The organism is Thermoactinomyces daqus, from assembly GCF_000763315.1.
Classification (GTDB): domain Bacteria; phylum Bacillota; class Bacilli; order Thermoactinomycetales; family Thermoactinomycetaceae; genus Thermoactinomyces_A; species Thermoactinomyces_A daqus.
In genome coordinates this window covers 100427-125169 of the sequence record NZ_JPST01000021.1, presented here as the reverse complement: position 1 = coordinate 125169, position 24743 = coordinate 100427, and the positions used below count along the sequence as shown (strand labels likewise).

Below are 24743 nucleotides of genomic sequence, written 5' to 3'. Positions count from 1 at the left end.
AGCAAAAACCGCTATACTGTTCAGAAAAAAATCAAAACTTCTCAGGGAGAATGTCCATGGAAAGCGGAACTTCTTTAAAAGAACATTTGCGTCAGCTTGAGGAAAAATTATTACTGCCCGAGGTCCGCAGATCCCGGGAGGAACTTTCCAAATTGCTCGCTGATGAATTTTTTGAGTTTGGAAGCTCAGGCACAGTCTGGTCCAAAGAGGAGATTGGAAGCGAAGGGCTGAGTGTAAGGAAAATGAGTTTGTCCCATTTTGAAGTGCATCTTTTGGCTCCGGATGTAGCTTTAACGACTTACCGCGTGAAAGATGAAACGCGAAAAATGGATACACTGCGCAGCTCTGTCTGGAAACTGAAAGAGGGAAGATGGCAAATGATCTTCCATCAAGGAACACCGACAAGCCCTATGAGTGATGAACCGTAAACCCCGTCATGACAAGTCGATTCTTTTGCTCCCCTCCATCTCCGATGGCCGGTCAGGGGGGCCAGCTTGCCCGGGCTTTTATGCCAGGGTGTGCCGGCAGGTCATGATCGCTTTGATGCACCTTTTTGGGGAGCTAGCTCTTCCCATTTAAGCACCGGCTTCGGCGGGCGGTAAGAAAACAGTTTTTTTACCAACGCTTCTGCATCGCTCTCACAGACAAACAAATCGAGATATTCCGGCCTGATAAAACCGTCATCAATCCCTTTCTCCACCAACTGTAAAAGCGGATTAAAATATCCGGCCGCATTTAACAGTCCGATCGGTTTTTGATGAATTCCCAATTGTGCCCAGCTCAACACCTCAAAAATCTCCTCAAAAGTGCCGTACCCGCCGGGAAGAGCGACAAAAGCATCGGAGAGTTCCCCCATTTTCGCTTTGCGCTCATGCATGCCTTCAGTCTCGTAAAAATGGGTCAGATGGTGATGCTTCAATTCTTTCCGCGATAAAAAAGCGGGCATCACTCCGATTGCGATACCGCCATTTTCCAAAACGGCATCTGCGACAATGCCCATCAATCCCTTACTGGAACCTCCATAAACCAAGCTCAAACCCGATTTGGCCATCACGAGCCCGAGTGATTTTGCTGCATCCCTGTACTCGGGATTCCTGCCGGGATTGGAACCGGCGAAGACACAGATATTTTTCACCTTTGTCCCTCCTGTTTTTATTCCCATCTGTTCATTTCCCTTTTTTCAACACTTTTTGCAACTGCTCCCGCAGCAGTTCTTCCATCATCGGGCCCGAATGATGATAAAAGATCCTGTGTTCCCGATCCAGAATAAAGGTTTGCGGAAAAGCCTTGGCAAAATAGGAATTGCCGACATCTCCGCTTTGGTCCAGCAAAACCGGAAGTGTGATGTGATTTCTCTTCACAAACCGGCCGATGGCAGCTTCATGCTCGGTATATGCGGCGTCGATCATATAAAAGTTTACTTGATCTCCCATCTGCGCATACACTCGTTGAAAAGCGGCCATCTCCTCCTGGCAATAATCACAGTAGGTCGCCCAGAAGTTGATCACCACCGGTTTCCCCTTGCTCTGGCCGAGTCCCGCTTCGCCACCTCCCCATTTGGGAAGGGTAAAATCAGGCGCTTTTGTACCTGTTTTCGGGACATGATCCTGAATGTAGTCGCTGACAGTATAAACAGGGGTCTGACGGCTTTTCGCTTCCCCCGTCTCTTTTTTTTCTATGTAATGCCAAAAAGCTCCGCCCAATAAGGCTACCAGCAGAACCCACGCAAACACGCGCACGCTTTTCATCTCTCTCACCTTTTGCCAAGTTGATCCGTTCCGTTCTTTCATTCTACCAAATTCTTCACTTTTTTCGGAATCGGAAACTGAAATCCCCGGGCTTGATTCATAACAAAATAATCAAATTATTCATAATAAACATGAATTTTATATTATAATAAAACTATCATCCCTGGAAAGGAGGATTCCTTATGCTGATCCGTTCCAAATGTTCGGTTTGCGGCAAAGACGATTGTGAGTGCAAATAATCATGAGCGCGAAATGAAAAGAGCGCCCCGGGATCTTGGGGCGCTCCGCTTGTTTGCCATGTTTCAGGATCTTGGTGCTTCTCTTTGCTTCTATCAAAGTGCATTGGAGATCAGGCCGCGAGGCACCCATCTTGCCGGATGACTCAATAGCCGGACACGGTCCCTCACTCCCCGGCCCGGATTTTCTCCTGTCAGCAATCAACCTGCTGCAACCTCTTTTTTCGGTTCCATCTTTTCCGTTTCGAGGGCAACATCTTCCTTCGTCGCTTTTTTCAGATGATCCTTGCGCACGTCACGCAGGAAAATACTTAAGACAAATCCGACCACGGCAAAACCCATCGACCAGAAAAAGGCGTCATTGACTCCCATTACAGCTGCTTGCTGGTTAATTTGCCCGAACAAGAGCGTCGCCAGCGTCTGTTTTGCTTGCGCCATCGGAATTCCAAGGGCATCCGTCAATTTCATCACATGCTCCTGAAAAGTTTGTGCAAATCCGGGGTCCATCAGGTTTGCCGATTCCGTCATTTTACCGAGGTGGAATGTCGTGCGCGTACTGAAAATGGTCGTAACCACACTGATCCCAATCGAACCGGAAATTTGGCGCAAGGTATTGGACATCGCCGTTCCGTGCGCATTTTTTTCCGCGGGCAATTGGTTCAATCCCGCTGTCATGATCGTCATCATCAAAAGCGACATTCCAAAGGAACGAATCATGAACAAGATGAGAATATGGAAATAATCCGTATCCAATGTCAGCTGGGTAAATCCATAGGTGGTCAGAGCCGTAATCAGCATGCCAACAATCGCCAGCGGACGCGGACCGATCTTGTCAAACAAACTCCCGGAAATCGGGGACATAATCCCCATGATCACCGCCCCCGGCAACATGAGCAGGCCGGATTCGAGCGGAGTAAAACCGCGCAAGTTTTGCAGATAGATCGGAGTCAGAAACATCCCGGCGTACATGCAGATCGTTACCAGCGCGCTGATGACACTGGACAGTGAAAAGGCATCGTATTTAAAGACGCGGAAATCCAGCATCGGATGTTTGGAGCTGAGCTGCAAAATAACGAACAGGGCGATCAAGACGATCCCGACGATGATCGAGACGTCGACCACCGTATCATCCCAGCCTTTGCTTCCCGCTTCGCTCAACCCATACAGGAGTAGTCCGAAGCCGGCGGTGGAGATAATCGTTCCCCACAAATCAAACGGCGGTTTGGACCGCGGCTTTGTATCTTTTAGCAAGAACGAAGCAAAGATGGTGACAAACAAACTGAGCGGCACGATGCCGTTAAATAACACGCGCCAACTGTAATGCTCCATGACCCATCCCGACAGAGTGGGACCGACGGCGGGAGCAAACATCATCCCGAGACCAAAGATCCCCATTCCTTTCCCGCGCATTTCCGGCGGAAAGATCGACAAGATGATCGTCATAACGAGCGGCATCAGGATTCCTCCGCCGACTGCCTGAATCAGGCGGCCGATCAGCATCACACTGAAGGTAGGCGCGATTCCGCACAGGAACGATCCAACTGTAAAGAAGATCATGGCTCCCAGGAATAAGGTCCTTACCCCAAACCGTTCAATCAGGTAAGCAGACATCGGAATCAAGATCCCGTTAATCAGCATGTAGCCTGTGAGGAGCCATTCCGCTGTTGTCGCGCTGACGTTAAATTCATTGATCAAGTGAGGAATGGAGACATTGAGCAAGGTTTGGTTCAAGATCGCCAGAAATACCCCCAACATCAAGATGGACAACAAGGGAATATGACGGGCAATCCCTCCCTGGGCCTCCGCTTCATTTCGCTGAGTCACAAGTGCCCCTCCTTTCTGTTTCTGCCAACGATCATTTATGAATCTTCACTTCTGCGTTCATCCCGGGAACAAGCCCGTCTGGATAATTGTCCATCGAAATTTTCACAGGAATCCGCTGTACCACTTTCGTATAATCGCCACTGGCATTGTTTTGCGGAATCAAAGAGAAAACAGAGTTGGTCGCCTGACCGATCTGCTCGACCTTCCCTTTGATCCGGGTATCAGAATTTGCATCAACAGTAATATCCACTTCTTGACCGACACTGATATCTTTGATCTCCGTTTCTTCGACATTGGCAAGGATATACAACTTGCTAAAATCAACGACATCAGCCAACGCTTGACCCGGAGCGACCATTTGCCCGACCAGTCCTTTGTTTTGCACAATCGTTCCGTCAATCGGAGCTTGAATATCGACCGTGTTCGACCCAATGTTAACTTTTCCGAGCGCCTGTCCTTTGGTCACTTGATCTCCTTCATTCACTTTCCATTCGGTCAACTTTCCTGCGCTGTCAGCAGCAACAGGTACAATATCTCCCATCACTTTCGCATCATCGGTTTGAATGAAATTGGTTTCGTTGTAATAGTAGTAGTATCCGCCGATCCCAAGTCCGACAATGATAATAAAAATAACCGCATTGATCAACAATAACTTTCCTGTCTTCATGAAAGTTCTCCTCTCACCGGAAAATTTTCTGCTCTCCTATTTGTGTATTTGTACGGACGCATTCATTCCAAGAGCGATGTATTTCCCATTCAAATCATCAATCGAAATTTTGACCGGAACACGTTGCACTTCCGGCGAATCCGTCGTTTTCGCCGTCAATGCAGATGACGCCTGAAGGACATTTCCGGCAGAATTGCCGATTTCCACCACTTTTCCGTGGAAAGAATCACCAGGATAAGAATCCAGTGAAATGTCGACGTCTTTGCCTTTGCTCACATCGTTAATCTCCTGTTCATCGATATAAGCGGTAATGTAAGCATTGGACAAATCGGCAATCATGGCGAGCGGCTGTCCTTGTGCCACCACTTCTCCCGGCACGACATCGGTTTGCAAAATCACCCCGTTGATCGGAGACGTAATCTTATCAACTGCCGGTTGCTCTGCCATCTTTGCCTGATCCAGACCGGAGAGCTTGACAGCATCGGCCGAGCTCGTTGAATCGATGGCCATCTGTTCGTCTCCCAGCAATTGATCCGCTGAGACCTTATCTCCAGATGACAGCTTCCAGTCTGTAATCCTTCCTGTCTGTTTGGCATATACGGTGGTGAGGTCTGCCTGGACTTGCGCATTATCAGTGCTGACATATAAGGAATTTTGATACCAATAATAAGCCCCGGCTCCGACCGCCGCCACCAGAAAGACGATCACGATGATACTGATTGCAATACGCTTCATGCGGCTTACTCCTTCTTATAAATTTGGCTCGCTTTCAATTATGGTCGCCAGCTTTAACAATGTATCCGTTAAACTGGCAACCTCTTTTGGTTTTAAGCGGTCGACATATCGACGCAACTGGCGAATCTGGTTCGACGAAAACTGTTGAAACATTTCCTGATCCTTTTCCGTCAGGCTGATCCAGACGATACGCCGGTCATGTTCATCCCGCTCGCGCTTGACCCATCCGCTTTTTTCCAAACGATCGACAATCCCGGTGATCGAACTGGTCGATGTTTCCAATTTCTTGCTCAACTCGCCGAACGATTGCCGGCCGTCCTCCCGCAAAACCTGGATCACCCGAGCCTGAGGTATCGTCAAATGGCAAGTTTTTAACTCTTCTTGCAAGATCTTGCGATAAGCCTGAAAACAACTGTGCATGGCATTGATGAGTTCTTGAATCTGTTCGTCGCTTACCAAAGATGGTCACTCCCGTTAACATTTAGGGATCGAAAATATTCCTCATACGAACGATTAATATAATAAAATTTAATGAGGTTAAATGTCAACACCAAAAACAATTAGGTTTGTGAAATATTTTTTAAAGCTTTCATAATAAAATTTCATTCGGTTTATTTTTTAGCATACAAAAAAGGACTCTGAAATGAAAAACTCGTTCCAAAGTCCCATGGTCTTTCCGCTGATAATCTCTTGTATCCTCTTTCCGATTGAAAATTCGTTTGCTCAGGCGTGCGGGAATGTTTTTCCCCTTTCGCAGACTGACCGTTTTTTCAGGATAGCAGCAGCCCTTTGAAAACTGAAGATGCAGGGCTGTTAAAATGAAACGACCTGCAACGTAAAAATCTCCAACCATTCCGTTCATTGAAGTTGCGAAAAGCAGCGAAAGCCGTCAATGTCTAAGAGGGATAAATATAGGGATTTTTGGGAGGAGATACAAACTTCACAGACTCTACTTTAATCACGGGCGTTATTTCCCCCTCAATCTTTTCCGTCTTCAGCGTTCCCTCCACTTCAACCCAACGGTCCTTTTTCAGAGAATCGGCATGATTGTCTTCAGCCAAGATTCCCACAACCGCCGCGTCGGCCACGCAACAGCTAACCGCCATCCGTCCGGGAACAAACTGGTTGGATTTAAACGATTCGTCCCGGTAGACAAAACCCATGGTCCGGATTTTCTTTCCTTTGAATTTCTCGGGATACAGCAAAATCACGTTCAGCCGTTCAAAATAATTTTGATCGTTGAAAGTAATTACCGGCATTTTTACCAATTCAGCCGCTTCCTTTTTGTATTGCGCCTCCCAGCTCTCCTGGCCGTCGGAGAGAGTCTCGCTTTGGCCTTTGTCGGTGCTATTTTTCCCATCGTTATTCTGATCAGACTGGCTTTTGGTTAACACTTTCTGATCCGGTTGCGAAGATAAGTAGGTAAACATTTTATGATTGGCAATGCTCCCATCCAAAACCTTCGGCGGAAACAGGAAAAACATAAAAAGGGGAAAAATGACGAATCCATATCCCCAAAATCCTGTTCTATGTATATCTTTCTCTTTCAGATTCCATAATTGAATCAAACCCAGGACAAGCAATAAAAAGATACTGATCGCCACCAACCACTTCAACCGCGGGTTAATAAACAGGTCGATGTTTTTCGTGACGAGAAGGTATAAAAGCATGATCGCATTCCCGATGAGAATGGCAGTGCGAAGGATTGCGGTCATTCATCCGGTCTCCTTTCATTTAGACAAACAGCAAGATTGACAGAATGGTCAGGAGCGTGGTTCCGCCCCAAAAAAACCAAACGACAGAAGAGCGAAAGCTCCCGATCATCATCAGTAAATTTTTCAAATCCATCATCGGCCCGTATACGAGGAAACTGAACAGGGGAGCGTTTCCTAAAATTCCCCGAAAAGAAGCGGCCACAAACGCATCCGATGATGAACAAATGGACAGTCCGAATGCGATTCCCATCATCACGATCACAGCGATCCCCTCATGTGCAGCAACCGATTTCATCACTGACAATCCAATAAACGTTTGAAAGCAGGCTGCGATGAAAGCGCCGGCCACAAAATACTTTCCCATGTCAATAAATTCAAAGATCGCATGATAGAACGCATGACACAATCGCGCTTCCAAACCCCGATGGTCATGGCAGTGATCATGTGGATGAGCATGATCGTGATGGCAGGAATGATGGCAGTCTGCTTTTTGCAGATTTCCTTTTAAAACATCGGTCTTACTGAAAAAAAGCAAAAACATAATCCCCATCGCCACGGCAATCCCCGCCCCCAATCCGAGACGCAGGAAAACCATATCCCAGTTGTTTCGGAAAGCAATATAGGTAGAAACGGCGGTAACAGGGTTCACAATCGGAGCTGCCAGTAAAAACGTAAATGCGGTATGAGCCGGAAGCCCTTTTTGGATCAAACGACGGGCGACTGGCACAATTCCGCATTCGCAGATCGGAAGAAAGATTCCAAGACACGCCGCCAGAGGGATTGATAAGAGCGGGTTTTTGGGGATCCACTTCCAGATGACCTCTTCATCCACAAACTCATGGATCAAGACGGAGACAAATACCCCCATCAAAATAAATGGCAAACCTTCAATAAAAATGCTGAGAAAAATGGTGGACAGGTTTTGCAACTGAACGTTATCCGTAATTGCAAATTTCGCCATCAAACTTCCGAGTTCCATGATCTGACCGGAAGTTAAAAAGTAAAACAGGGCGATAAAAACGAGAACTCCCGTAATCTCAATGTAGTAATTTTTCAGCCACATTCTGATTGTTCCTCCAGCACATTCTGATTGTTCCTCCAGTCTGAACGCGATCCGGCATGTTGATTTGTCATCATATTGAAATTTTATGACGAGCTAAATCAAAATTATTACGATTTAATTCCCGCTTTCAATATCATATCAAAACATCAACCCTTTATAAATCAATAATTGTTTCAAAATCAGGATAAATTCAACCGAAGAAAAAATCAGGCTGATTCTGATTTCTGCCCCGCTCAAAACAAACACGATCCAAAGATGAACTCTTTCCCGCTCGCAAAAAAATATAAAAAAAGACGGTAACGTCCTTTGCGTCACCGACTTTTTATATCACATCAGGCTGTTAAGGTTATTCTTTCACAGGCCGCTTGGAGGGCTCTGCCACCTTGACCAGCTGTTTGCCCAGATTTTCCCCTTTGAACAATCCGAGAAAAGCATCAATGGTATTCTCAAAACCTTCCACAATATTTTCTTCATATTTCAATTTGCCCTGCTTCAACCATTCAGCCAACTGGTTGGTTCCTTCATCGAATCGGGCTGCATAATCGGATACGATAAACCCTTTCATCAGCGCCTTATTGATCAGCAGCAAGGGTTGTATCCTCGGCCCGATATCGGCCTTTTCCAGGTTGTACAAGGAAATTTGGCCACAGACCGGAATACGGGCGTGGGGATTCAACAGTCGCATGACCGCATCGGAGATTTCGCCCCCGACATTGTCAAAATAGATATCCACACCCTCCGGGCAAGCTTCTGCCAACGCTTTTTTCAACTCTTTCGTCGTCTTGTAGTTAATGGCGGCATCAAATCCAAGCTCGTCGAGCAGGTATTGAATCTTCCTGTCTGAACCGGCAATCCCCACAACACGGCACCCTTTAATTTTGGCAATTTGGCCAACCGTCATACCAACCGCCCCTGCCGCACCGGACACAACAACGGTTTCCCCCGGTTTCGGCCGGCCGATATCAAGCAACCCGAAATACGCGGTCAGCCCGGTCATGCCCAGAATCCCCAAGGCCGTGGTAACCGGGGCGATCGTTTCATCGATCTTTCGCAATTGCGCACTATCCACCGTTTGCATCGTTTGCCAGCCATAATTGCCGATCACGAGATCCCCTTCATCCAGTTCGCTTGCCCTGGACTGGATAACCTCGCCGATCACCCCTCCGGTAATCACTTCATTGAGCGGATATGGAGGAACATACGATTTTTGGTCATTCATCCGTCCCCGCATATAGGGATCAACCGATAAGTATAAGGTGCGAACCAATACTTCACCCGTTTTCGGCTCCGGCACAGTCCCTTCAACCATTTTGAAATCGTCTTTTGCCGGCAGTCCTTTCGGCCTTTTTACCAATAAGATCTTTTTGTTTGCCAACGCTTCGGCCATACTTTCGCCTCCATCGCAAATTTGGTTCAAGAAAACATCATTTTTTCGGCACATTTTTTCACAAAAGCAAACCTGTTAACCCTTTTCCCGGTCCACTTTTGATCTCAAACCAAATTTCCGGCCTCAAACAGTAATATCTCTTTTTGCAAATGCCCACCATGAGATTATGTGGAAAAGAATAAAATAGACCAGTAAAACGATGACGGAAAAAGTGGCGCTCATGCCCGGATAAGGCGGTTGTCCCCCTGAGAGATACTGTGTGAAATCCATATTGGCAAAGAGGAGATATTTTCCCCAGGCAAAGCCGAACATATTTAAAAACTCAATCAGAACGGCCCCGGCAAACACCAGAAAAACCGAGAGGCCGATCGCCACTGAACTGCTGCGCGTCCAAGCGGATAGCATAAAAGCGAGTGTCGCCATCATCACAATTTCCACAAAATAAAGGGAATATGTGGTGATCAGCTCCTTGATCAGGGGAACCGGACTTCCGTAAGCGGAGGTGACGCCGAAAAAGACCGCTCCAAACAAAAAGGAGCAGACGATGAGCGTTACCACGAAAATCACGGAAAACAGCAACACGGTAACATACTTGGCCCAAAGGATTTTTATACGTCGCGCCGGACGGATCAGCAGCATTTTCACCGTTCCCCAGTTAAACTCGCTCGACACGATGTCTCCGGCAATCACCACGGTCAAGATTTGCGCGATCGGCAACAGGTGTGAGTCAAACTCGAAAAATCCCCATAGATCCTCCGGCCTTCCCGAAGCCTTTTCCATATACTTCAAGACGAAAGCGGAACAAAAACTGACCACGATATAGAATCCGAGCATTACATAGGTTCTCGTCCGCTCAAATTGTTTCATCATTTCATTTTGAATCAAGCGAAAAAAATCAGGCAATCTCATCACCTTCTGTCATTTCCAGATACTTGTCCTCCAGCGATTGATCCATGGTCCGAATTCCGTAAACTTTTATTCCCGCTTCCGTCATTCTGGCGTTCAGTTCGGCGATCTGCTCCCGTTTCAGCTCGATCTCAAACCCTCCCGGCACTTGAGCCCATTCTTTGTTCCAGCTTTTCTTTTTAAGCAGCTCAGGAATTTTTTCAACCGAATCAACTTCAAAGTGAACCTTGAACATCCCGGCCTTCTGATTTTCAAGTTTTCCAACCGATCTTATGCCTGCCAGTTTCCCCTGGCGAATGATTCCCACCCGGTCACACATCAGCTCCATCTCGGACAGAAGATGACTGGACACAAGAACGGCGACATTTTCCTTCTTGGCCAGTTCGCGCAAATAATCGCGCAGTTCGCGGATTCCGGCAGGGTCCAGACCGTTAGTCGGCTCATCCAGGATCAACAACGAAGGGCGGTGCAGAATCGCTTGTGCCAGACCCAAGCGCTGGCGCATCCCCAGGGAGTACGTCTTGACCGGATCATGAATGCGATTTTCCAACCGGACCAGGGAAACAACTTCATCGATCCGCTCCTGGTCTACACCCGGTGTCATCCTGGCAAAATGAACCAAATTCTTGTACCCCGACATGAATTGATATAACTCCGGATTTTCGACCACCGCTCCAATCCCGCGGACCGCTTGTTCAAATTGCGTTTTAATGCTGAAATCATGAATCATAATATCTCCCTCGGTGATTCCCATCAATCCGACGATCATCCGGATGAGGGTCGTTTTTCCGGCACCGTTGGGACCGAGGAGCCCAAATACTTCTCCGGCATAAACCTTAAAGGAGAGGTTTTCGACAATCGTTTTATTATGTATTTTTTTCGTGACATTGTTCACCTTCAAAACCGGTATCCGTTTCATAACGCCCTCCCAAGACAGCATCAACCTTACATCAGGTGTTTATCATAAAACATTATTGACTGAAAGCCTTGCCACCAGACAAAACTCTCCATCCAATTGTAACAGATTTGTGCTGTCCGGCCCAAAGTCTTTCACATTGATTGTATCAGGGACTCCTTTTTAAAAAAGAACCATTTTCCTGCGCCATTGTCCCCGTTTTTCGCTTCCGTCAACAATAAAAAAAGATGATGATTGTCTGCGCGTTCATGTGAATTTCCGGTTTCCGTTCATGAAAACAAGGGAATTGCTGTATGATGGCGAACACACAAGTTTAAGTTGCCTATTCCCAAAAGCAGGAGTTGATGGATATGAAAATCGTCGCCCTTTACGGCAGTTCCCGAGAAAGTGGAAATTCGGAACAACTGGCCGATTATGCCCTGGACGGGCTTCAGGCGACCAAGATTTACCTGCGGCATAAAAAATCCTTCCCGTTGCTGACGGCCGCCACTCGCCCGAAGGATTTCACCCTGTTGACGATGACTATGAAAGCATCATCACCCAGGTAATAAATCATGATGTTATTTTCTTTATTACTCCGCTGTATTGGTACGGAATGTCCGGGTTGATGAAAAATTTCATCGATCGCTGGTCGCAAAGCCTGCGCAACACGAACTACGATTTCAAAGGAAGCATGAAGGATAAACAGGCATTTGTCATTGTCACCGGAGGAGATTCGATAAACGTGAAGGGACTTCCTCTCATTCAGCAATTCCAGCTGATTTTTGACTTTATGTCGATGAAATTCGGCGGATATATCCTCGGTGTCGGAAATAAGCCGGGCGAAGTGATGAATGATCAGCACGCCTTACATCAGGCGCGGCTATTGAACCAACAACTGCAAGCTGTGCAGTCTTAAGCGGCAAACGCCACCCCTTCCCTGCAAAGAGGTGGCGCTTCGCCATTTATTTTGTTTTTGACTCCTGCTTGCGCAGATCCTTCACGATTTTCCCGCCTTTAATAACCATCACGATCTGATCCTGATTTTCAAGTGCACGGATATTTTTCAGCGGATCAACCCCGGTCAAAACAAAATCCGCCCATTTTCCTTTTTCAATTGTGCCCACCTCTTCCTCCCATTGCAAACAAGCTGCAGCCATCTGCGTCGCAGCCACAATCGCTTCCATCGGGGACATGCCGATCTCGCAGAGAAGTCCCAATTCGCGCAGATTCTGGCCGTGGGCCATCACCCCGGCATCGGTGCCCATCGCGATTTTCACGCCGGCGCGAAAAGCCTGTCTGATGCTCTCCCGGTGAATTTCAATCACTTCTTTTGATTTGCGGATGGCATGTTCCGGCATGGTTCCCTCCTGCTCCGCCATCTCCAGAACAGCCAGCGGGGCGAGCAGCGTGGGAACGAGATACGTCCCCTGTTTCAGCATGAGCTCAATGGCTTCATCATCCAAGAAAATCCCGTGCTCAATCGAATGAACACCGGCACGGACGGCATTTTTAATCCCCTCGTTCCCCTGGGCGTGAGCCATCACTTTGATTCCCCGGTGAAACGCCGCTTCCTCAACCATCACTTCCAGCTCCGCCTGGGTAAATTGGGTAAATTCCGGATGGTCAGTGGGGCTCATCACCCCTCCGGTGCTGCAAACTTTGATGAAATCGGCCCCTGCCCGCAACACTTCGCGCACTTTTTTGCGAACCTCATCGGGCCCGTCGCAGACCCCCAGCGGGTTTCCCGGATATCCGCCAAAAAGGGCCGGCGTTACATCCACACCCGAACGCTGCCAAAAATCGAGGTGTCCCCCCGTTATGCTTAAGGGAGTTATGCTGATTTTCATCCGCGGGCCGAGAACCAGCCCGTTTTCCACAGCCATCTTCACCCCGGCATCGGCGCCGCCTGCATCCCGCACAGTGGTCACACCCGCCGCAACCGTGGCTTTCATATTCCGGATCGAATCATAAAATTTATAAGAAAAAGGGGTGTTCAAACTATTAGCGAAATTGACCGGGGACATCATAACATGAACATGGGCATCGATAAATCCCGGCAATAAAGTAAACCCATCCGCATCAATCGTCCGCACCGGCACATCGGGAATCCGAATGCGATTCACATGCCCGACCTCAGCAATGCGTCCATCCCGGACCAGCACGGCCATCTCTTTCTTCGGTTCACCCCCTTTTCCATCAATTAAGGTCACATTTTTAATCAGGATAGCCTCCACGTTGATCCTTCCTTTCTGCTCAGCCGGAATCACGGATAATTTACCCTAATAGAAAGAAAATAAAATATAATAATTCAATTAATAAATAACACCTCTCCAAACTGGAAGAGGCGTGCCTTATTATTGAAAAAATTCAATTTTTCCTGTTAGTCTTGGTGCTTTTCAGCTTCTGTCTTCTTTCTCACAAAGTGCTGCAATAGAGCATCAATCCCGCTTCACCCTATTTGGCAACAGCCTTGTACATATCTGCTGCTCCAAATCAGCATGTCTGGCTCGGGCTTTTCGGTGGCCGATTGCGTTCAACCAGGCATACCGCAGGCAAATGGCATCCGGCAAAAGCGGGGGCACTGGTCAGGCAGGGAACCGGGCGGCTGGATGGCGGCTTGCTTTCCCCGCCGGCGATCCTTGGTCGCGGCCAGTACATGAAGGATCGCGTCAGCCTACCCCCCGGCGGAGACTTCGGATCAGCGGTGACGGCAAGAACTTTGCAGCCGATCCGTCTCGCTTTTTCCTCGATCATCAGTACTGATTGTGTCTTCCCGGAAACAGTGATGACGAGATCCTCTGCGGCAATGGCGGGAGCAATCGTCTCTCCGACGACATAGACGTTCAATCGACATGCCATCTTCTTGATCAGTGAAGTCCCCGCTTCAATCCAATCCGTTTCCGCTTCCACCCGGGCAGCGATCCTGACCGCCTCGCCTGCCGTCATTCATCTGATATTCACCTTTCATGTTTCTCCTCTTTTTTGCTTACAGCCAGGGTTAAAACCACCGACAGCAGGAGGGCTGCCGCCATGAAGATATAAGAAGCGTTCGGACTGCCGGTCGCACCGTTCAAATACCCGACAACGTATGAACCGACAAAGGAACCGAGCGCTCCCATGCTGTTGATCAACGCCATCGCCCCGCCGGCGACATTGCGCGGCAAAATCTCGGGAACAATTGCAAAAAAAGGACCATATGGCGCGTACATCGTACCGCCGGCAATCACGAGCAAAACGGAGGAAAGCCAAAAGTCGGAGTTACCCAAGAGATACGATCCGGAAAAGGCGAGGGCTCCGATGAGCAGAAGCGGCCACACAAATACTTTCCGCTTCATCAGGCGGTCGGAGTAATATGAGACGACCAGCATAAGAATGGCAGCGAGCAGATAGGGAACGGAGGAAAGCCATCCTGTCGCGACGATCCCCATTTTTGACGCCGATTTTAAAATCGATGGCAGCCATAACACAAATCCATAAACACCGATGCTCCAGCAAAAATATTGCAGGGAGAGCAGTATCACATTTTTCGATTTAAACGCTTCCCAATAGTTTTTGGCCGGCTGTACTGTCTGCTGCTCTTGCTCCAATGCTCGGGAAATCCCGGCTTTTTCTTCTTTGGTGAGCCATTTCGCCATCTCCGGTTTGTCGTCAACCAGTTTTACCCAAACAAAGGCCCAGATCACCGCCGGAAGCCCTTCAAGGATAAACATCCAGCGCCAATTGAACACATCGACCAAATAGCCCGAAACAACGGACATCCACAAAACCGTCACCGGGTTCCCCAGGATGAGAAACGTGTTGGCGCGGGATCGTTCCTCTTTGGTGAACCAATGGCAGAGAAACACGAGCATGGCCGGCATTACAACGCTTTCGGCAACGCCGAGCACAAAGCGAATTACCAGCAGCGCTTTTACATCAGTCAGAAATCCAGTCGCCGATGCGCACAATCCCCAAAGGATCAGCGTCCAAAAAATCAGCTTTTTCGCACTTCTCTTTTCGGCATAATGCGCACCGGGGATTTGAAAAAAGAAATAACCAAGGAAAAATAAGGCCCCGATCAGCGAGGAAACTTCCTCTGTGATATGCAAATCTTCGGCCATCCCGCCTGCCGCTCCAAACCCGTAGTTGGCGCGGTCGAGGTAGGCCAGGCTGTAAGTGATGAAAACGATCGGAATCAAGCGATACCAGCGGCTTTTGGCCAAACGATTGTTTTCCATCTGATTCACTCCTCAGGTGCGCAGTCATGGTGTGCAGACATTGGACTCCGGCTGCTCCCGTACGGGCAATCCATCCTGGTTCCCCTGACTCATTACTGCCAAGCCCCGATGGCATTTGCCCGCAAAACCGCTTCACGGATCGGCAAACCCTCCAGCATTCCGCTGATGGACACCGACGTCAAATCCGTCTCCCTCTCCTACTGTATCGACCACTTGCGAAACAGGAAATCCTGTAACTTCCCCTTCTTCCGTCACCGTACGATCATCAGCGCCTCTTGCCCCCAACTTGATCACAACCAATTTCACCTCCTTATCAAGATAAAATGCTGCCAGATCACGCGGGCCGGTATAGCCGGTGAGGATCCGGGCAGATCACCCGATTCCGGAAATAAACCACCTCGGGGTCACCGCTGCCCGCCTTGGGTTTCAACTGAAAACCGGTCGGATGGTCCGGATCGCCACCATGGAAATATCCACGTTTTCCCATCACAAACTCTCCTTGATCCATTGTCCAAACGGATCATTCCCCACTTCGCTCACCCGGCCGGCACAATATCCCAACCGGAACAGACCGACGGGGACATTGGTTTCCGCCCCGGCCAGCCCCGGCGTAAACTGCTTACCCGATGAAGCGCTCCGGCTTTACCGGCCGCAGACATTCCCATCGCTTCGCCAAAGGTTACGACATCCGGCATAATCCAACTCTCATTCCCACCTTTTTTGAAATCGGTTTCAAAAAAGGGCGAAAACAGGCAATCTTTCTAGTCCCTCACTTCCGGCGCAGAGCCGCGCACCAGCAATTGACCGGAAAAAGCGATATTTTGCGCCGGCGACCGATCCCCGTCAATCCGCTCCAACACTCTTTTCATCGCGGTCACGCCCATTTCATAAGTAGGCTGTGCCAGGGTCGTGATTCCGGGGCCGATCAGCGGTGCCCATTCCATATCATCAAATCCCAAAACGGCCACATCCTTGCCAATCTCGATTCCTTTCTCCTGAATCAGATGGATCGTTTTTAACAGAATCACCCCGTTTGCCGCAAAGACGGCCCGCTTTCCCTTCGGCGCCTTTTGAAAAAACTCATCCAACAGAAGGGAGAATTCGCGCAACTCGCGTAAATCAATCTCATGAACTTCAGCGGAGACTTCACGATCGGACAACATGTTTTGAAATGTGCGCACCCGTTCCTCCCGCGAACTCACGCCGGCAATCGATTCGCTGAAAAGGGCGATGTGCTTATACCCCCGGGCGAGCAAGTGGTTGACACCAGCAGCCATCGCCTGTTCATTGTCAAGCGTCACGGTGTCAAATCCCAATTCAGGCACTTTTCGGTCGACCAGGACGACGGCTGTTTTCTCTGTCGCCAATTCTTGCAAAAACTTGTTGTTGCGTCCGGTCGTATTGATGATCAAACCGTCGATCCGGTGGGATTGCAGCATAAAAATGTATTCACGCTCTTTGGCCGGATCGTTATCCGTATTGCAAACCATCAGGCTGTATCCGCGCTGCTTGCAGACATCCTCGGCCCCGCGCAAAATCGCGGTGGAAAAAGGATTGGTAATATCAGCGATCACCATGCCGATCAGGTAACTGCGATCCCGTTTCAAACCTCTTGCCATTTTGTTGGGACGGTAATTCAGCTCAGCAATGACTTTTTCTATTCGGTTCAAGGTGCTGTCAGACAGCATATGGTACTTTCCGCTTAAATAGCGGGAAATCGTCGTTTTTGACACACCGGCCAGTCTTGCTACATCTGAAATGGTGGCACGGTCCGATTGCTTCTTTTGTCTCTTATTTTCCATCTTTACAGTCCCTCATGCCAACTGCTCATTTATTTTTGAAACCGGTTTCATTATACCAAATTATCTTTCTTTTCACAAGTCCTCGAAAAAAACAGGATATTGATCTGTTAACCACAGGTTAATTTACATCCACTTGGAAAAAGTTTTTTGAATCTCCTTCCTTGCAAGGCAGCAAGGAAGACCAGATCTGCCCGCTTGCAATCCCCTGCATCATATCCCTTTATTTTCCAATTAACACTGCTTATCTATTAAAATACATTTTATTTTATTCGTATACCTCCCCAGGCTGATCAAACTGTTTTTCATCATATGACGCAAAATCCGAACATTATTTTCTACAGCGACCTTTTCTCCTTCTTATGCGTGTTAAATAAAAATAAATCATTACTCAAAAGGGTTAATTTTCGCCTTTAACCCTGGTATATTTCGGTTTTCTAGATAACAATTTTTGTAAATAAAAGGTTTTAATTTGATTTACAATTCATTTTTATGCGATACTATTATCAGTGAATTAATCTACTAGTATATCCTGCTATAGTTGGAGGTAGCCATATGAAAGGGATGAAGAGAAATATTGGAACATTTGCCCTAATGATGACCGGCCTCGGTTCGATTATTGGATCCGGCTGGCTCTTTGGAGCATGGAAAGCGGCCTCAGTTGCCGGACCCGCCGCGATCTGGGCATGGGTCATTGGAATGATCGCCATTATGTTCATCGGCTTGACCTATGCCGAATTGGGCGCGATGTTCCCCGAAGCAGGCGGAATGGTACGTTACGGCCATTATTCACACGGATCATTTCTTGGGTTTATATCCGGCTGGGCCAACTGGATCGCGATTGTTTCCGTCATTCCTGTGGAAGCGGTTGCTTCGATACAATATATGAGTTCCTGGCCTTGGGCATGGGCAAAAGCCCTGTACAACGGAGAAACGCTTTCCCCGGTCGGGCTGGTGCTCGCCGCCTGTTTGGTCGTTGTCTATTTCCTGATCAACTACTGGACGGTCAAGCTGTTTGCCCGTGTTAACACGGCCATCACCGTCTTCAAATTCCTCATTCCCGGACTGACGATTATCGGGCTCATTTACGCCGGTTTTCACGCTAACAACTTCACTCATGCCCCCGGCGGTTTCACTCCGAACGGCTGGGCAGGCGTGCTGACGGCTGTGGCCACATCGGGAATCGTTTTTGCCTTTAACGGATTTCAAAGTCCGATCAATATGGCCGGAGAAGCAAAAAATCCAAGCCGTTCCGTTCCAATCGCAGTCGCCGGTTCGATTCTCCTGGCAGGAATCATCTATGTCTTGTTGCAAACCGCTTACATCGGTGCAGTGCCGGATCATCTGCTGGCCAAAGGCTGGGGTGTCCTGAACTTTAGCTCTCCCTTCGCCGATCTGGCCTTGGCTCTAAACCTGAACTGGCTTGCCCTCCTGCTGTTTGCAGATGCATTCGTTTCTCCGTCCGGTACGGGTATGACCTATACGGCAACCACGGCCCGGATGATTTACGGTATGGAACAAAACGGTTATTTCCCACGTATATTTGGAAAAATCCACCCGGTTTACGGCGTTCCGCGACCGGCGATGTGGTTTAACCTGGCTGTTTCGTTTTTATTCCTGTTCATTTTCCGAGGATGGGGATCACTGGCTGAGGTTATTTCCGTCGCGACGCTGATCTCGTACGTAACCGGCCCGATCTCGGTCATGGTATTCCGCCGCATGAAAGACGTAAATGTTTCGCGTCCTCTCAAAATCAAAGGCATGCCGGTAATCGCGCCGCTGGCGTTTATCGTTGCATCGCTGATCCTGTATTGGGCGACCTGGCCGCTGACCGGTCAAGTCACCCTGATCATGATCATCGGATTGCCCGTTTATTTCTACTATCAAGCCAAAAACAACTGGAAAGACTTTGCTGCCAACTTTAAAGCCGGCCTCTGGCTGGTCGTCTATCTGATCGTGATGATGGGAATTTCCTATCTGGGCAGCAGCAAATTCGGCGGAACCAATCACATCCCTTACGGCATGGATATGGTTGTCGTCGTCATCGCAGCTCTGATATTTTATTTCTGGGGCATCCGCAGCGCTTTGCCTTCCTATCAAGGCAAACAGGATGAGCAGAGCAACGAACAGATGAAAATCGCCAACTGATCCTCGTTCTTTAAAAACTGACTGTCCACCTGGCTGGGCAGCAGTTTTTTTTATAAACGCAGATTCTGTTCACATTTGAAACCGTCACTGCTTTCGTGATGCAAAGTTCCGTCATGATCTTGAAAGTCTCAAGCATGCAAACCCATGCAGTATCAACACGGACAATAGCCCCTTTCAATGACTTACGTCAGAAAATTACAGTTGACAATTCAAGTCCCAGTTGATGCCGAACCGGTCGGTCAGCTTCCCGTATTTCGCCCCCCAAAAAGTGTCCTGAAGCGGCATAAGAACTTCTCCGCCTTCAGCCAAAGCGTTGTACACCTTTTCAATCACATCTGCTTCTGTCAACTCCAATGTCAGACTCACCTGATTTCCAAAGTTGACAGATTGGTTTCCGATCGCATCTGAGAAATAGATCGCTTGATCCGCCACTTTGAGATGACCGTGCAGAATTTTGTCCCGGTCCTCTTCAGCACAAGGGATATCCGGTACATCTCCATAGCGTCGAAGGGTAACGATTTCCCCGCCAAAAACATCCCTATAAAAATACATCGCTTCCTCACTGTTTCCCCGCAAGTACAAATAGGGATTAATTTTTGCCTGAATCACCTGTCCATTCAACTTCCTTTCCTCATGTAATGTTGGAACGCATTTTCATGAACGGTTATATTTATCCAGTCTTCACCTCTATTCGGGATTATAATCCGGAACATATGTTCTGTAACCCTGTTTTTTGAGGGTGAAGAGCATTGTGAACGATTGAAACTTTCCTGTACTCCTACATACAAAAAGAAGCCGCCCGCAATCCGGACGACCTCTTCTGATCAACCATCCTAACAACGGACGGAAAGAGAAGAAAGGGCTTCTTCATCGGCAATGATGGTCACATGTTGATGCATTTTTAAAACAGATGCCGGCAGTTCTTCGGTCACCTCGCCGTAAATGAGCCGCTGCAACACTTCCGCTTTTCTTTTGCCGACGGCGAGCAGCAAGATCTCTTTACTCTTCATGATCGATGCGATCCCCATCGTGACGGCGAAGGCCGGGACTTCCTCCAGGGAAGAGAAAAATCGGCTGTTGGCGATCCGGGTCGATTCTTCCAATTTAACAACATGCGTAAAGGAGTGAAATGAAGTTCCCGGTTCATTGAAACCGATATGCCCGTTGATGCCAATCCCCAGCAGTTGCAAATCAATTCCGCCGCTTTGGTCGATCATTTGCTCATAACGTCTGCATTCCTCTTCCAGATTTTCCGCCATGCCATCGGGTATATGGACATTTTGCGGGGGTATGTCGATAAAATCAAACAGTTTTTTATTCATATAGGTATGATAGCTTTGCGGATGATCAGGCGGCAGCCCTACATATTCATCCAAATTAAACGTGGTGACGTGCTGGTAGGTAGTGCCGTTTTGCCTCGCCTCTTCCACCAGTATTCGATAAACCCCTTGTGGTGTGCCACCAGTCGCCAGACCCAAAGTCAGCTTTTTCTGCCCTTTGACCTTCCTTAAAATGAGTTCGGCTGCCTTATGGCAGAGATCATGATAATCTTTTGCCTTGATCAGCTGCATCGCGGCCCCTCCTTCCGTTATGAAAACTGCCACTTTCCCCTTTACCTGGTTCAATGTCCGGTTCGATTTGCAACAGACATCATCAGTTTTTGAAAAAATGGATCATTTATATGCAATTGGTTATTTATGGTGGCTATGCTTTCATTTTTATATTATCATTTAGTCATATAGTTGTATATACCAATATGTATGCAATATTTCCCGATAAAAAAGAAGCCCCATTGCGAGCTTCTGTCTTCCCCAACAGCCTTGAGATGAAGCTGATTGCACCGCCTCTTCCGCCAGGCTTCTCCGGGATTCCTCCCGGGGTGTTTAATGCAATTCAGGATGCTGAAGCTGTTCCGTTTCCACCTGAATCGTCGTATGGTGAATCTGAAAATGTTCGGCGATCAGCCGGATTGCCTGTTGCAAAATCTGTTGCTGGTCAAACTGTTCCTCGACCAGCAAGTGGCAGGAGAGCGAATCGAGCTCGGAGGTAATCGTCCAGACATGCAGGTCATGCACATTGATGACCCCGGGAATGCTCCGCAAAATTTTGTCCACCTCATCACAATCGACCGTTACCGGCGTACCTTCCATCAAAATGTGCAACGAATGGGAAATCACACCCCAAGCTCCTTTCAAAATGAGGACCGCAACCAAAATACTGATCAGGGGGTCAGCGTAATACCAAGAAAAAAGGTAGATCAGCACCCCGGCCGCGATCGCTCCCAGAGAACCGAGGGCATCTCCCAGAACATGAAGATAAGCGCTGCGCAAATTCACATTCCCTTTTACATCCCCTTTGCTCAGTAAAGCCCAGGCGCTCAGCAGATTGGCAACAAGCCCGACGGCCGCGATCAGGATCATCGGGCCGCTGGAAACGCGGGCAGGATGGAAAAAGCGCAAAACCGCCTCCCAAATAATCCATCCGGAAATGATGAACAACAACACTCCGTTAAAAAGTGCCGCCAGGATTTCAAACCGGTAATATCCATAAGTTTTGCGCGGGGATGGAGGCCGAACGGCAAACCACAGGGCGGCAAAGCTGAGGAAAAGGGTAGCGGCATCGCTGAGCATATGTCCTGAATCGGACAACAAAGCCAAACTATGAGTAAACAATCCGCCGAAAAATTCGAGCAACATAATGCCAACGGTAATCAGCAGAGCGATGAGCAATCCTTTTTTGTTATCTGCCCGCTGATGGCGATGGTGCAAATGCCCGTGATCGTGGTCTCCATGTGTATGAACATGCATGGCCCAGTTTTCACCTCATTTTCCGTCGCAGGTCGGTAGTTTTTGGCCTCTTCTGCCTCCCTGCGTTCCAAATCGTCTGTAAAAGGACGAGAAACTCCCGCAACAATGTCGGGAGTTTTTTATCTCCGGGTCTGTACCGTCTGGTCACTTTGCTCTTTGCAGTCGCAGCGCGTTTAACACAACGGTTACGGAACTGAACGCCATGGCGCTTCCCGCGATCCAGGGAGCGAGAAATCCAGCCGCGGCAACCGGAATCCCCAGTGTATTATATGCAAAGGCCCAAAACAGGTTTTGTTTGATATTGGAAATGGTCTTTTTGCTCATGCGAATGGCGTCGACGATACCGGTTAAATCCCCACGCATCAGCGTAATCTCTGCGGTTTCCATCACCACATCGGTTCCCGTTCCGATCGCCATGCCAATATCGGCCGTTGCCAATGCCGGGGCATCGTTAATTCCATCCCCGACCATCGCTACTTTCCGCCCTTGTTTCTGCAAATTTTTCACTTCTGCCGCTTTTCCTTCCGGGAGGACTTCGGCGATAACGTGCTCAATTCCTGCCTGTCGGGCAATGGCTGCGGCCGTCCGTTCATTATCCCCGGTGATCATGATCACATCGAGTCCCATCTCTTTCAAGGCATAAACTGCTTGCCGGGATGTTTCCTTGATCTCATCGGCGACCGCCATCACCCCGCATAATTTCCGGTCAATGGCCGCAAACATCGCCGTTTTCCCTTCCTGCTCCAAACGTTCCGCCAATTTCAGACCATCAGCCATCTCCACTTCGTGCTGATTCATCAGGCGGCGCGTTCCGACCAGCACTTCTCTCCCCTCTACCCGCGCCTTGATGCCAAATCCGGCGATCGCTTCAAAATCAGCAGCTTCCACCAACGCGATTCCGCGTTCGCGCGCCCCGGCAACAATCGCCTCTGCCAGCGGATGCTCGGAGAAGTTTTCCGCGGAAGCGACAAGGCGCAAAAAGTCCCGTTCTCCCACACCAAAGGGGATGACATCGGTCAGCACCGGCTTGCCGACGGTGACGGTCCCGGTTTTATCCAGAATGACGGTGTCGATGAGATGAGTGGTCTCCAGATACTCCCCGCCTTTGAATAAAACTCCCAACTCCGCAGCCCGTCCGGAACCGGCCATGATCGAGGTGGGAGTGGCCAGACCCAATGCGCACGGACAAGCGATGACGAGAACAGCGATCATTTTTTCCAAAGCCGAACCAAAATGGCCGGGAGAGACAAGGAAATACCAGATGAGGAAGGTCAGCAGGGCAATGCCGACGACGATCGGAACAAAGATGCCGGAAATGGTATCGGCCAATCGTTGGATCGGGGCCTTGGAACCCTGCGCTTCTTCCACCACTTTGATAATTTGCGCCAAGGCCGTTTCTTTTCCCACCCGGGACGCCTTGATTTTTAGCAGGCCGTTTTTGTTGATCGTCGCCCCGATCACCTGATCGCCCGGAGCTTTTTCCACGGGGATGCTTTCACCGGTCAACATGGATTCATCAACGGCTGAACGCCCTTCCAGCACTTCACCGTCAACCGGTATTTTTTCACCGGGTCTGACGAGAACAAGATCCCCTGCGGCCACATCTTCCACCGGGATTTGCATCTCTTTCCCGTCACGGATGACCGTTGCCGTTTTTGCTTTCAAGCCCGCCAATTTTTTGATCGCTTCGGAAGAACGCCCCTTGGCTTTCGCCTCAAACAGCTTTCCAAGCAAGATCAGCGTAATCAGGATCGCGCTCGTCTCAAAGTAGAGTTCTACCGTTTTGTGCGGATCAAGTGACCATAAGACCACTTGGTACAAGCTGTAGAAATAAGCTGCCGACGTACCGAGCGCCACCAATACATCCATGTTTGCGCTCTTGTTGCGCAGCGCTTTGTATGCCCCGATATAAAACTGTCTGCCGATGAGAAACTGCACGGGAGTAGCCAAAATCAGCTGAAACCAAGGGTTCATGAACAGATGCGGCATCCATATAAAGGAAAGAAAGCGAAAATGGCTTATCATGCTCCAAATGAGCGGAAGGGATAAGACCGCTGACAGGATAAGCTTCCACGTTTGGCGGCGAATCTCTTTTTGTTTGCGCTCTTCTTGCTCTCCCCCCGTATTCGCTTTTTCTGTTGCATGATAACCGAGCGCCTCGATCTTTTTGATGATGTCGGCAAGTTGGACTTCGGCGGGGTTATATTCGACCGTGGCCGACTCCAAGGCAAGATTGACATTGGCATGGAGGACACCGCTTAAGCGACGCAGCCCTTTTTCAATGCGGGCAGCACAGGCCGCGCAGGTCATTCCGGCAATGGACAACTCCTCTTTTTCCGTCAGAACCTGATAACCGAGATCAACAATCTTCTTCCCCACAGCTTCCGGGGAAACCTTGTGCGGGTCATAGGTGAAATCGACCCGTTCCAGGGCAAAATTCACATTGGCATTTTGGATTCCTTCCAGGCGCCGGATGCCTTTTTCAATCCGGTTCGCACAGGCCGCACAAGTCATTCCGCCAACTGCAAACGAACCCTTTTTTTGTTCTGCCGCTTGATCCCCCACGTCCTTCACCTCCCTCCGCTTGAAGCCG

General features: G+C 48.8%; 26 protein-coding genes. 4 read left to right on the top strand and 22 right to left on the bottom strand.

The features are described 5' to 3' along the window. Positions 1-56 precede the first annotated feature (56 nt). Positions 57-428 (top strand): nuclear transport factor 2 family protein, encoded by a 372-nt coding sequence (locus JG50_RS0110560; RefSeq protein WP_033101064.1) that lies wholly within the window; start codon positions 57-59, stop codon positions 426-428. A gap of 101 nt (positions 429-529) precedes the next feature. Here the strand turns inward: JG50_RS0110560 and JG50_RS0110555 are convergent, their stop codons facing one another. From JG50_RS0110555 to JG50_RS0110495, 11 genes are all read right to left on the bottom strand, one after another. Next, positions 530-1135, bottom strand: a complete 606-nt coding sequence (locus JG50_RS0110555) for an LOG family protein (RefSeq protein WP_033101063.1) — start codon at positions 1133-1135, stop codon at positions 530-532. Positions 1136-1166: 31 nt separating this feature from the next. Then, the gene (locus JG50_RS0110550) at positions 1167-1748 is read right to left on the bottom strand and encodes a TlpA family protein disulfide reductase (protein WP_160173852.1); all 582 of its coding nucleotides are present in this window, start codon (positions 1746-1748) and stop codon (positions 1167-1169) included. A gap of 437 nt (positions 1749-2185) precedes the next feature. Then, positions 2186-3739, bottom strand: coding sequence for a DHA2 family efflux MFS transporter permease subunit (locus JG50_RS0110540; protein ID WP_052154228.1), 1554 nt, complete (start codon positions 3737-3739; stop codon positions 2186-2188). Between the two features lie 100 nt (positions 3740-3839). Then, complete coding sequence (locus JG50_RS0110535) at positions 3840-4475, bottom strand: HlyD family efflux transporter periplasmic adaptor subunit (protein WP_033101059.1); 636 nt, start codon at positions 4473-4475, stop codon at positions 3840-3842. 36 nt (positions 4476-4511) lie between these two features. Then, a complete protein-coding gene (locus JG50_RS18840) occupies positions 4512-5210 on the bottom strand; it encodes an HlyD family secretion protein (protein ID WP_052154202.1) in 699 nt (232 codons plus the stop codon). A gap of 15 nt (positions 5211-5225) precedes the next feature. After that, a complete protein-coding gene (locus JG50_RS18835) occupies positions 5226-5669 on the bottom strand; it encodes a MarR family winged helix-turn-helix transcriptional regulator (protein ID WP_052154201.1) in 444 nt (147 codons plus the stop codon). A 437-nt stretch (positions 5670-6106) separates the two neighbouring features. Next, complete coding sequence (locus JG50_RS0110515; RefSeq protein WP_033101057.1) at positions 6107-6925, bottom strand: TIGR03943 family putative permease subunit; 819 nt, start codon at positions 6923-6925, stop codon at positions 6107-6109. 19 nt (positions 6926-6944) lie between these two features. After that, entirely contained in the window at positions 6945-7988 is a 1044-nt protein-coding gene (locus JG50_RS0110510) for a permease (RefSeq protein WP_081943851.1), read from the bottom strand. Between the two features lie 346 nt (positions 7989-8334). Then, entirely contained in the window at positions 8335-9375 is a 1041-nt protein-coding gene (locus tag JG50_RS0110505) for an NADP-dependent oxidoreductase (protein ID WP_033101056.1), read from the bottom strand. 123 nt (positions 9376-9498) lie between these two features. Next, positions 9499-10278: an ABC transporter permease gene (locus JG50_RS0110500; RefSeq protein WP_052154200.1), complete on the bottom strand. Its 780-nt coding sequence runs from the start codon at positions 10276-10278 to the stop codon at positions 9499-9501. After that, positions 10271-11200, bottom strand: coding sequence for an ABC transporter ATP-binding protein (locus JG50_RS0110495; RefSeq protein WP_033101054.1), 930 nt, complete (start codon positions 11198-11200; stop codon positions 10271-10273). The genes JG50_RS0110500 and JG50_RS0110495 overlap by 8 nt, the downstream gene beginning before the upstream one ends. A 347-nt stretch (positions 11201-11547) precedes the next feature. Between JG50_RS0110495 and JG50_RS20995 the strand changes: the two genes are divergently transcribed. Both JG50_RS20995 and JG50_RS18255 read left to right on the top strand, forming a co-directional pair. After that, positions 11548-11745, top strand: coding sequence for an NAD(P)H-dependent oxidoreductase (locus JG50_RS20995; RefSeq protein ID WP_309485154.1), 198 nt, complete (start codon positions 11548-11550; stop codon positions 11743-11745). Continuing rightward, complete coding sequence (locus tag JG50_RS18255; RefSeq protein ID WP_327147042.1) at positions 11661-12095, top strand: flavodoxin family protein; 435 nt, start codon at positions 11661-11663, stop codon at positions 12093-12095. The genes JG50_RS20995 and JG50_RS18255 overlap by 85 nt, the downstream gene beginning before the upstream one ends. Positions 12096-12141: 46 nt before the next feature. On the opposite strand, the gene JG50_RS0110485 is transcribed toward JG50_RS18255, so the two are convergent. From JG50_RS0110485 to JG50_RS0110465, 7 genes are all read right to left on the bottom strand, one after another. Continuing rightward, on the bottom strand, positions 12142-13413 hold the full coding sequence (locus JG50_RS0110485) for a metal-dependent hydrolase family protein (RefSeq protein ID WP_033101181.1): 1272 nt from the start codon (positions 13411-13413) through the stop codon (positions 12142-12144). Between the two features lie 259 nt (positions 13414-13672). Further along, positions 13673-14125, bottom strand: coding sequence for a phosphoheptose isomerase family protein (locus JG50_RS18250; RefSeq protein WP_052154199.1), 453 nt, complete (start codon positions 14123-14125; stop codon positions 13673-13675). Positions 14126-14136: 11 nt separating this feature from the next. After that, on the bottom strand, positions 14137-15396 hold the full coding sequence (locus tag JG50_RS0110475) for an MFS transporter (protein WP_033101053.1): 1260 nt from the start codon (positions 15394-15396) through the stop codon (positions 14137-14139). A 132-nt stretch (positions 15397-15528) separates the two neighbouring features. Next, on the bottom strand, positions 15529-15690 hold the full coding sequence (locus tag JG50_RS21110) for a hypothetical protein (RefSeq protein WP_370589204.1): 162 nt from the start codon (positions 15688-15690) through the stop codon (positions 15529-15531). Between the two features lie 40 nt (positions 15691-15730). Further along, positions 15731-15883 (bottom strand): hypothetical protein, encoded by a 153-nt coding sequence (locus JG50_RS21105; protein ID WP_370589203.1) that lies wholly within the window; start codon positions 15881-15883, stop codon positions 15731-15733. A 49-nt stretch (positions 15884-15932) separates the two neighbouring features. Next, the gene (locus JG50_RS21100) at positions 15933-16091 is read right to left on the bottom strand and encodes a hypothetical protein (RefSeq protein ID WP_407701821.1); all 159 of its coding nucleotides are present in this window, start codon (positions 16089-16091) and stop codon (positions 15933-15935) included. A 66-nt stretch (positions 16092-16157) separates the two neighbouring features. Next, a complete protein-coding gene (locus tag JG50_RS0110465; RefSeq protein WP_033101052.1) occupies positions 16158-17198 on the bottom strand; it encodes a LacI family DNA-binding transcriptional regulator in 1041 nt (346 codons plus the stop codon). Between the two features lie 552 nt (positions 17199-17750). Here JG50_RS0110465 and JG50_RS0110460 point away from each other — a divergent pair. Continuing rightward, a complete protein-coding gene (locus tag JG50_RS0110460; RefSeq protein ID WP_033101051.1) occupies positions 17751-19343 on the top strand; it encodes an APC family permease in 1593 nt (530 codons plus the stop codon). Between the two features lie 195 nt (positions 19344-19538). Here the strand turns inward: JG50_RS0110460 and JG50_RS0110455 are convergent, their stop codons facing one another. From JG50_RS0110455 to JG50_RS0110440, 4 genes are all read right to left on the bottom strand, one after another. Then, positions 19539-19964, bottom strand: coding sequence for a VOC family protein (locus tag JG50_RS0110455; protein WP_200880755.1), 426 nt, complete (start codon positions 19962-19964; stop codon positions 19539-19541). Positions 19965-20176: 212 nt separating this feature from the next. Then, complete coding sequence (gene nagB / locus JG50_RS0110450; RefSeq protein WP_033101050.1) at positions 20177-20914, bottom strand: glucosamine-6-phosphate deaminase; 738 nt, start codon at positions 20912-20914, stop codon at positions 20177-20179. A 312-nt stretch (positions 20915-21226) separates the two neighbouring features. Next, positions 21227-22150 carry a cation diffusion facilitator family transporter gene (locus JG50_RS0110445; RefSeq protein ID WP_033101049.1) on the bottom strand — a complete coding sequence of 308 codons (924 nt, stop codon included), beginning with the start codon at positions 22148-22150 and terminating at the stop codon, positions 21227-21229. Between the two features lie 144 nt (positions 22151-22294). After that, positions 22295-24715 (bottom strand): heavy metal translocating P-type ATPase, encoded by a 2421-nt coding sequence (locus tag JG50_RS0110440; RefSeq protein WP_033101048.1) that lies wholly within the window; start codon positions 24713-24715, stop codon positions 22295-22297. Positions 24716-24743 lie beyond the last annotated feature (28 nt).

Bases quoted from the DNA above. Each gene is read 5' to 3' on its own strand.
- JG50_RS18840 (WP_052154202.1), bottom strand. From the start codon at position 5,210: ATGAAGCGTATTGCAATCAGTATCATCGTGATCGTCTTTCTGGTGGCG.
- JG50_RS0110515 (WP_033101057.1), bottom strand. From the start codon at position 6,925: ATGACCGCAATCCTTCGCACTGCCATTCTCATCGGGAATGCGATCATG.
- JG50_RS21100 (WP_407701821.1), bottom strand. From the start codon at position 16,091: ATGCCGGATGTCGTAACCTTTGGCGAAGCGATGGGAATGTCTGCGGCC.
- JG50_RS0110540 (WP_052154228.1), bottom strand. From the start codon at position 3,739: ATGTTGGGGGTATTTCTGGCGATCTTGAACCAAACCTTGCTCAATGTC.
- JG50_RS0110460 (WP_033101051.1), top strand. From the start codon at position 17,751: ATGAAAGGGATGAAGAGAAATATTGGAACATTTGCCCTAATGATGACC.
- JG50_RS0110535 (WP_033101059.1), bottom strand. From the start codon at position 4,475: ATGAAGACAGGAAAGTTATTGTTGATCAATGCGGTTATTTTTATTATC.
- JG50_RS0110550 (WP_160173852.1), bottom strand. From the start codon at position 1,748: ATGAAAAGCGTGCGCGTGTTTGCGTGGGTTCTGCTGGTAGCCTTATTG.
- JG50_RS0110495 (WP_033101054.1), bottom strand. From the start codon at position 11,200: ATGAAACGGATACCGGTTTTGAAGGTGAACAATGTCACGAAAAAAATA.
- JG50_RS0110510 (WP_081943851.1), bottom strand. From the start codon at position 7,988: ATGTGGCTGAAAAATTACTACATTGAGATTACGGGAGTTCTCGTTTTT.
- JG50_RS0110560 (WP_033101064.1), top strand. From the start codon at position 57: ATGGAAAGCGGAACTTCTTTAAAAGAACATTTGCGTCAGCTTGAGGAA.
- JG50_RS21105 (WP_370589203.1), bottom strand. From the start codon at position 15,883: ATGGGAAAACGTGGATATTTCCATGGTGGCGATCCGGACCATCCGACC.
- nagB (WP_033101050.1), bottom strand. From the start codon at position 20,914: ATGCAGCTGATCAAGGCAAAAGATTATCATGATCTCTGCCATAAGGCA.
- JG50_RS0110505 (WP_033101056.1), bottom strand. From the start codon at position 9,375: ATGGCCGAAGCGTTGGCAAACAAAAAGATCTTATTGGTAAAAAGGCCG.
- JG50_RS18250 (WP_052154199.1), bottom strand. From the start codon at position 14,125: ATGACGGCAGGCGAGGCGGTCAGGATCGCTGCCCGGGTGGAAGCGGAA.
- JG50_RS0110475 (WP_033101053.1), bottom strand. From the start codon at position 15,396: ATGGAAAACAATCGTTTGGCCAAAAGCCGCTGGTATCGCTTGATTCCG.
- JG50_RS0110465 (WP_033101052.1), bottom strand. From the start codon at position 17,198: ATGGAAAATAAGAGACAAAAGAAGCAATCGGACCGTGCCACCATTTCA.
- JG50_RS20995 (WP_309485154.1), top strand. From the start codon at position 11,548: ATGAAAATCGTCGCCCTTTACGGCAGTTCCCGAGAAAGTGGAAATTCG.
- JG50_RS0110445 (WP_033101049.1), bottom strand. From the start codon at position 22,150: ATGCATGTTCATACACATGGAGACCACGATCACGGGCATTTGCACCAT.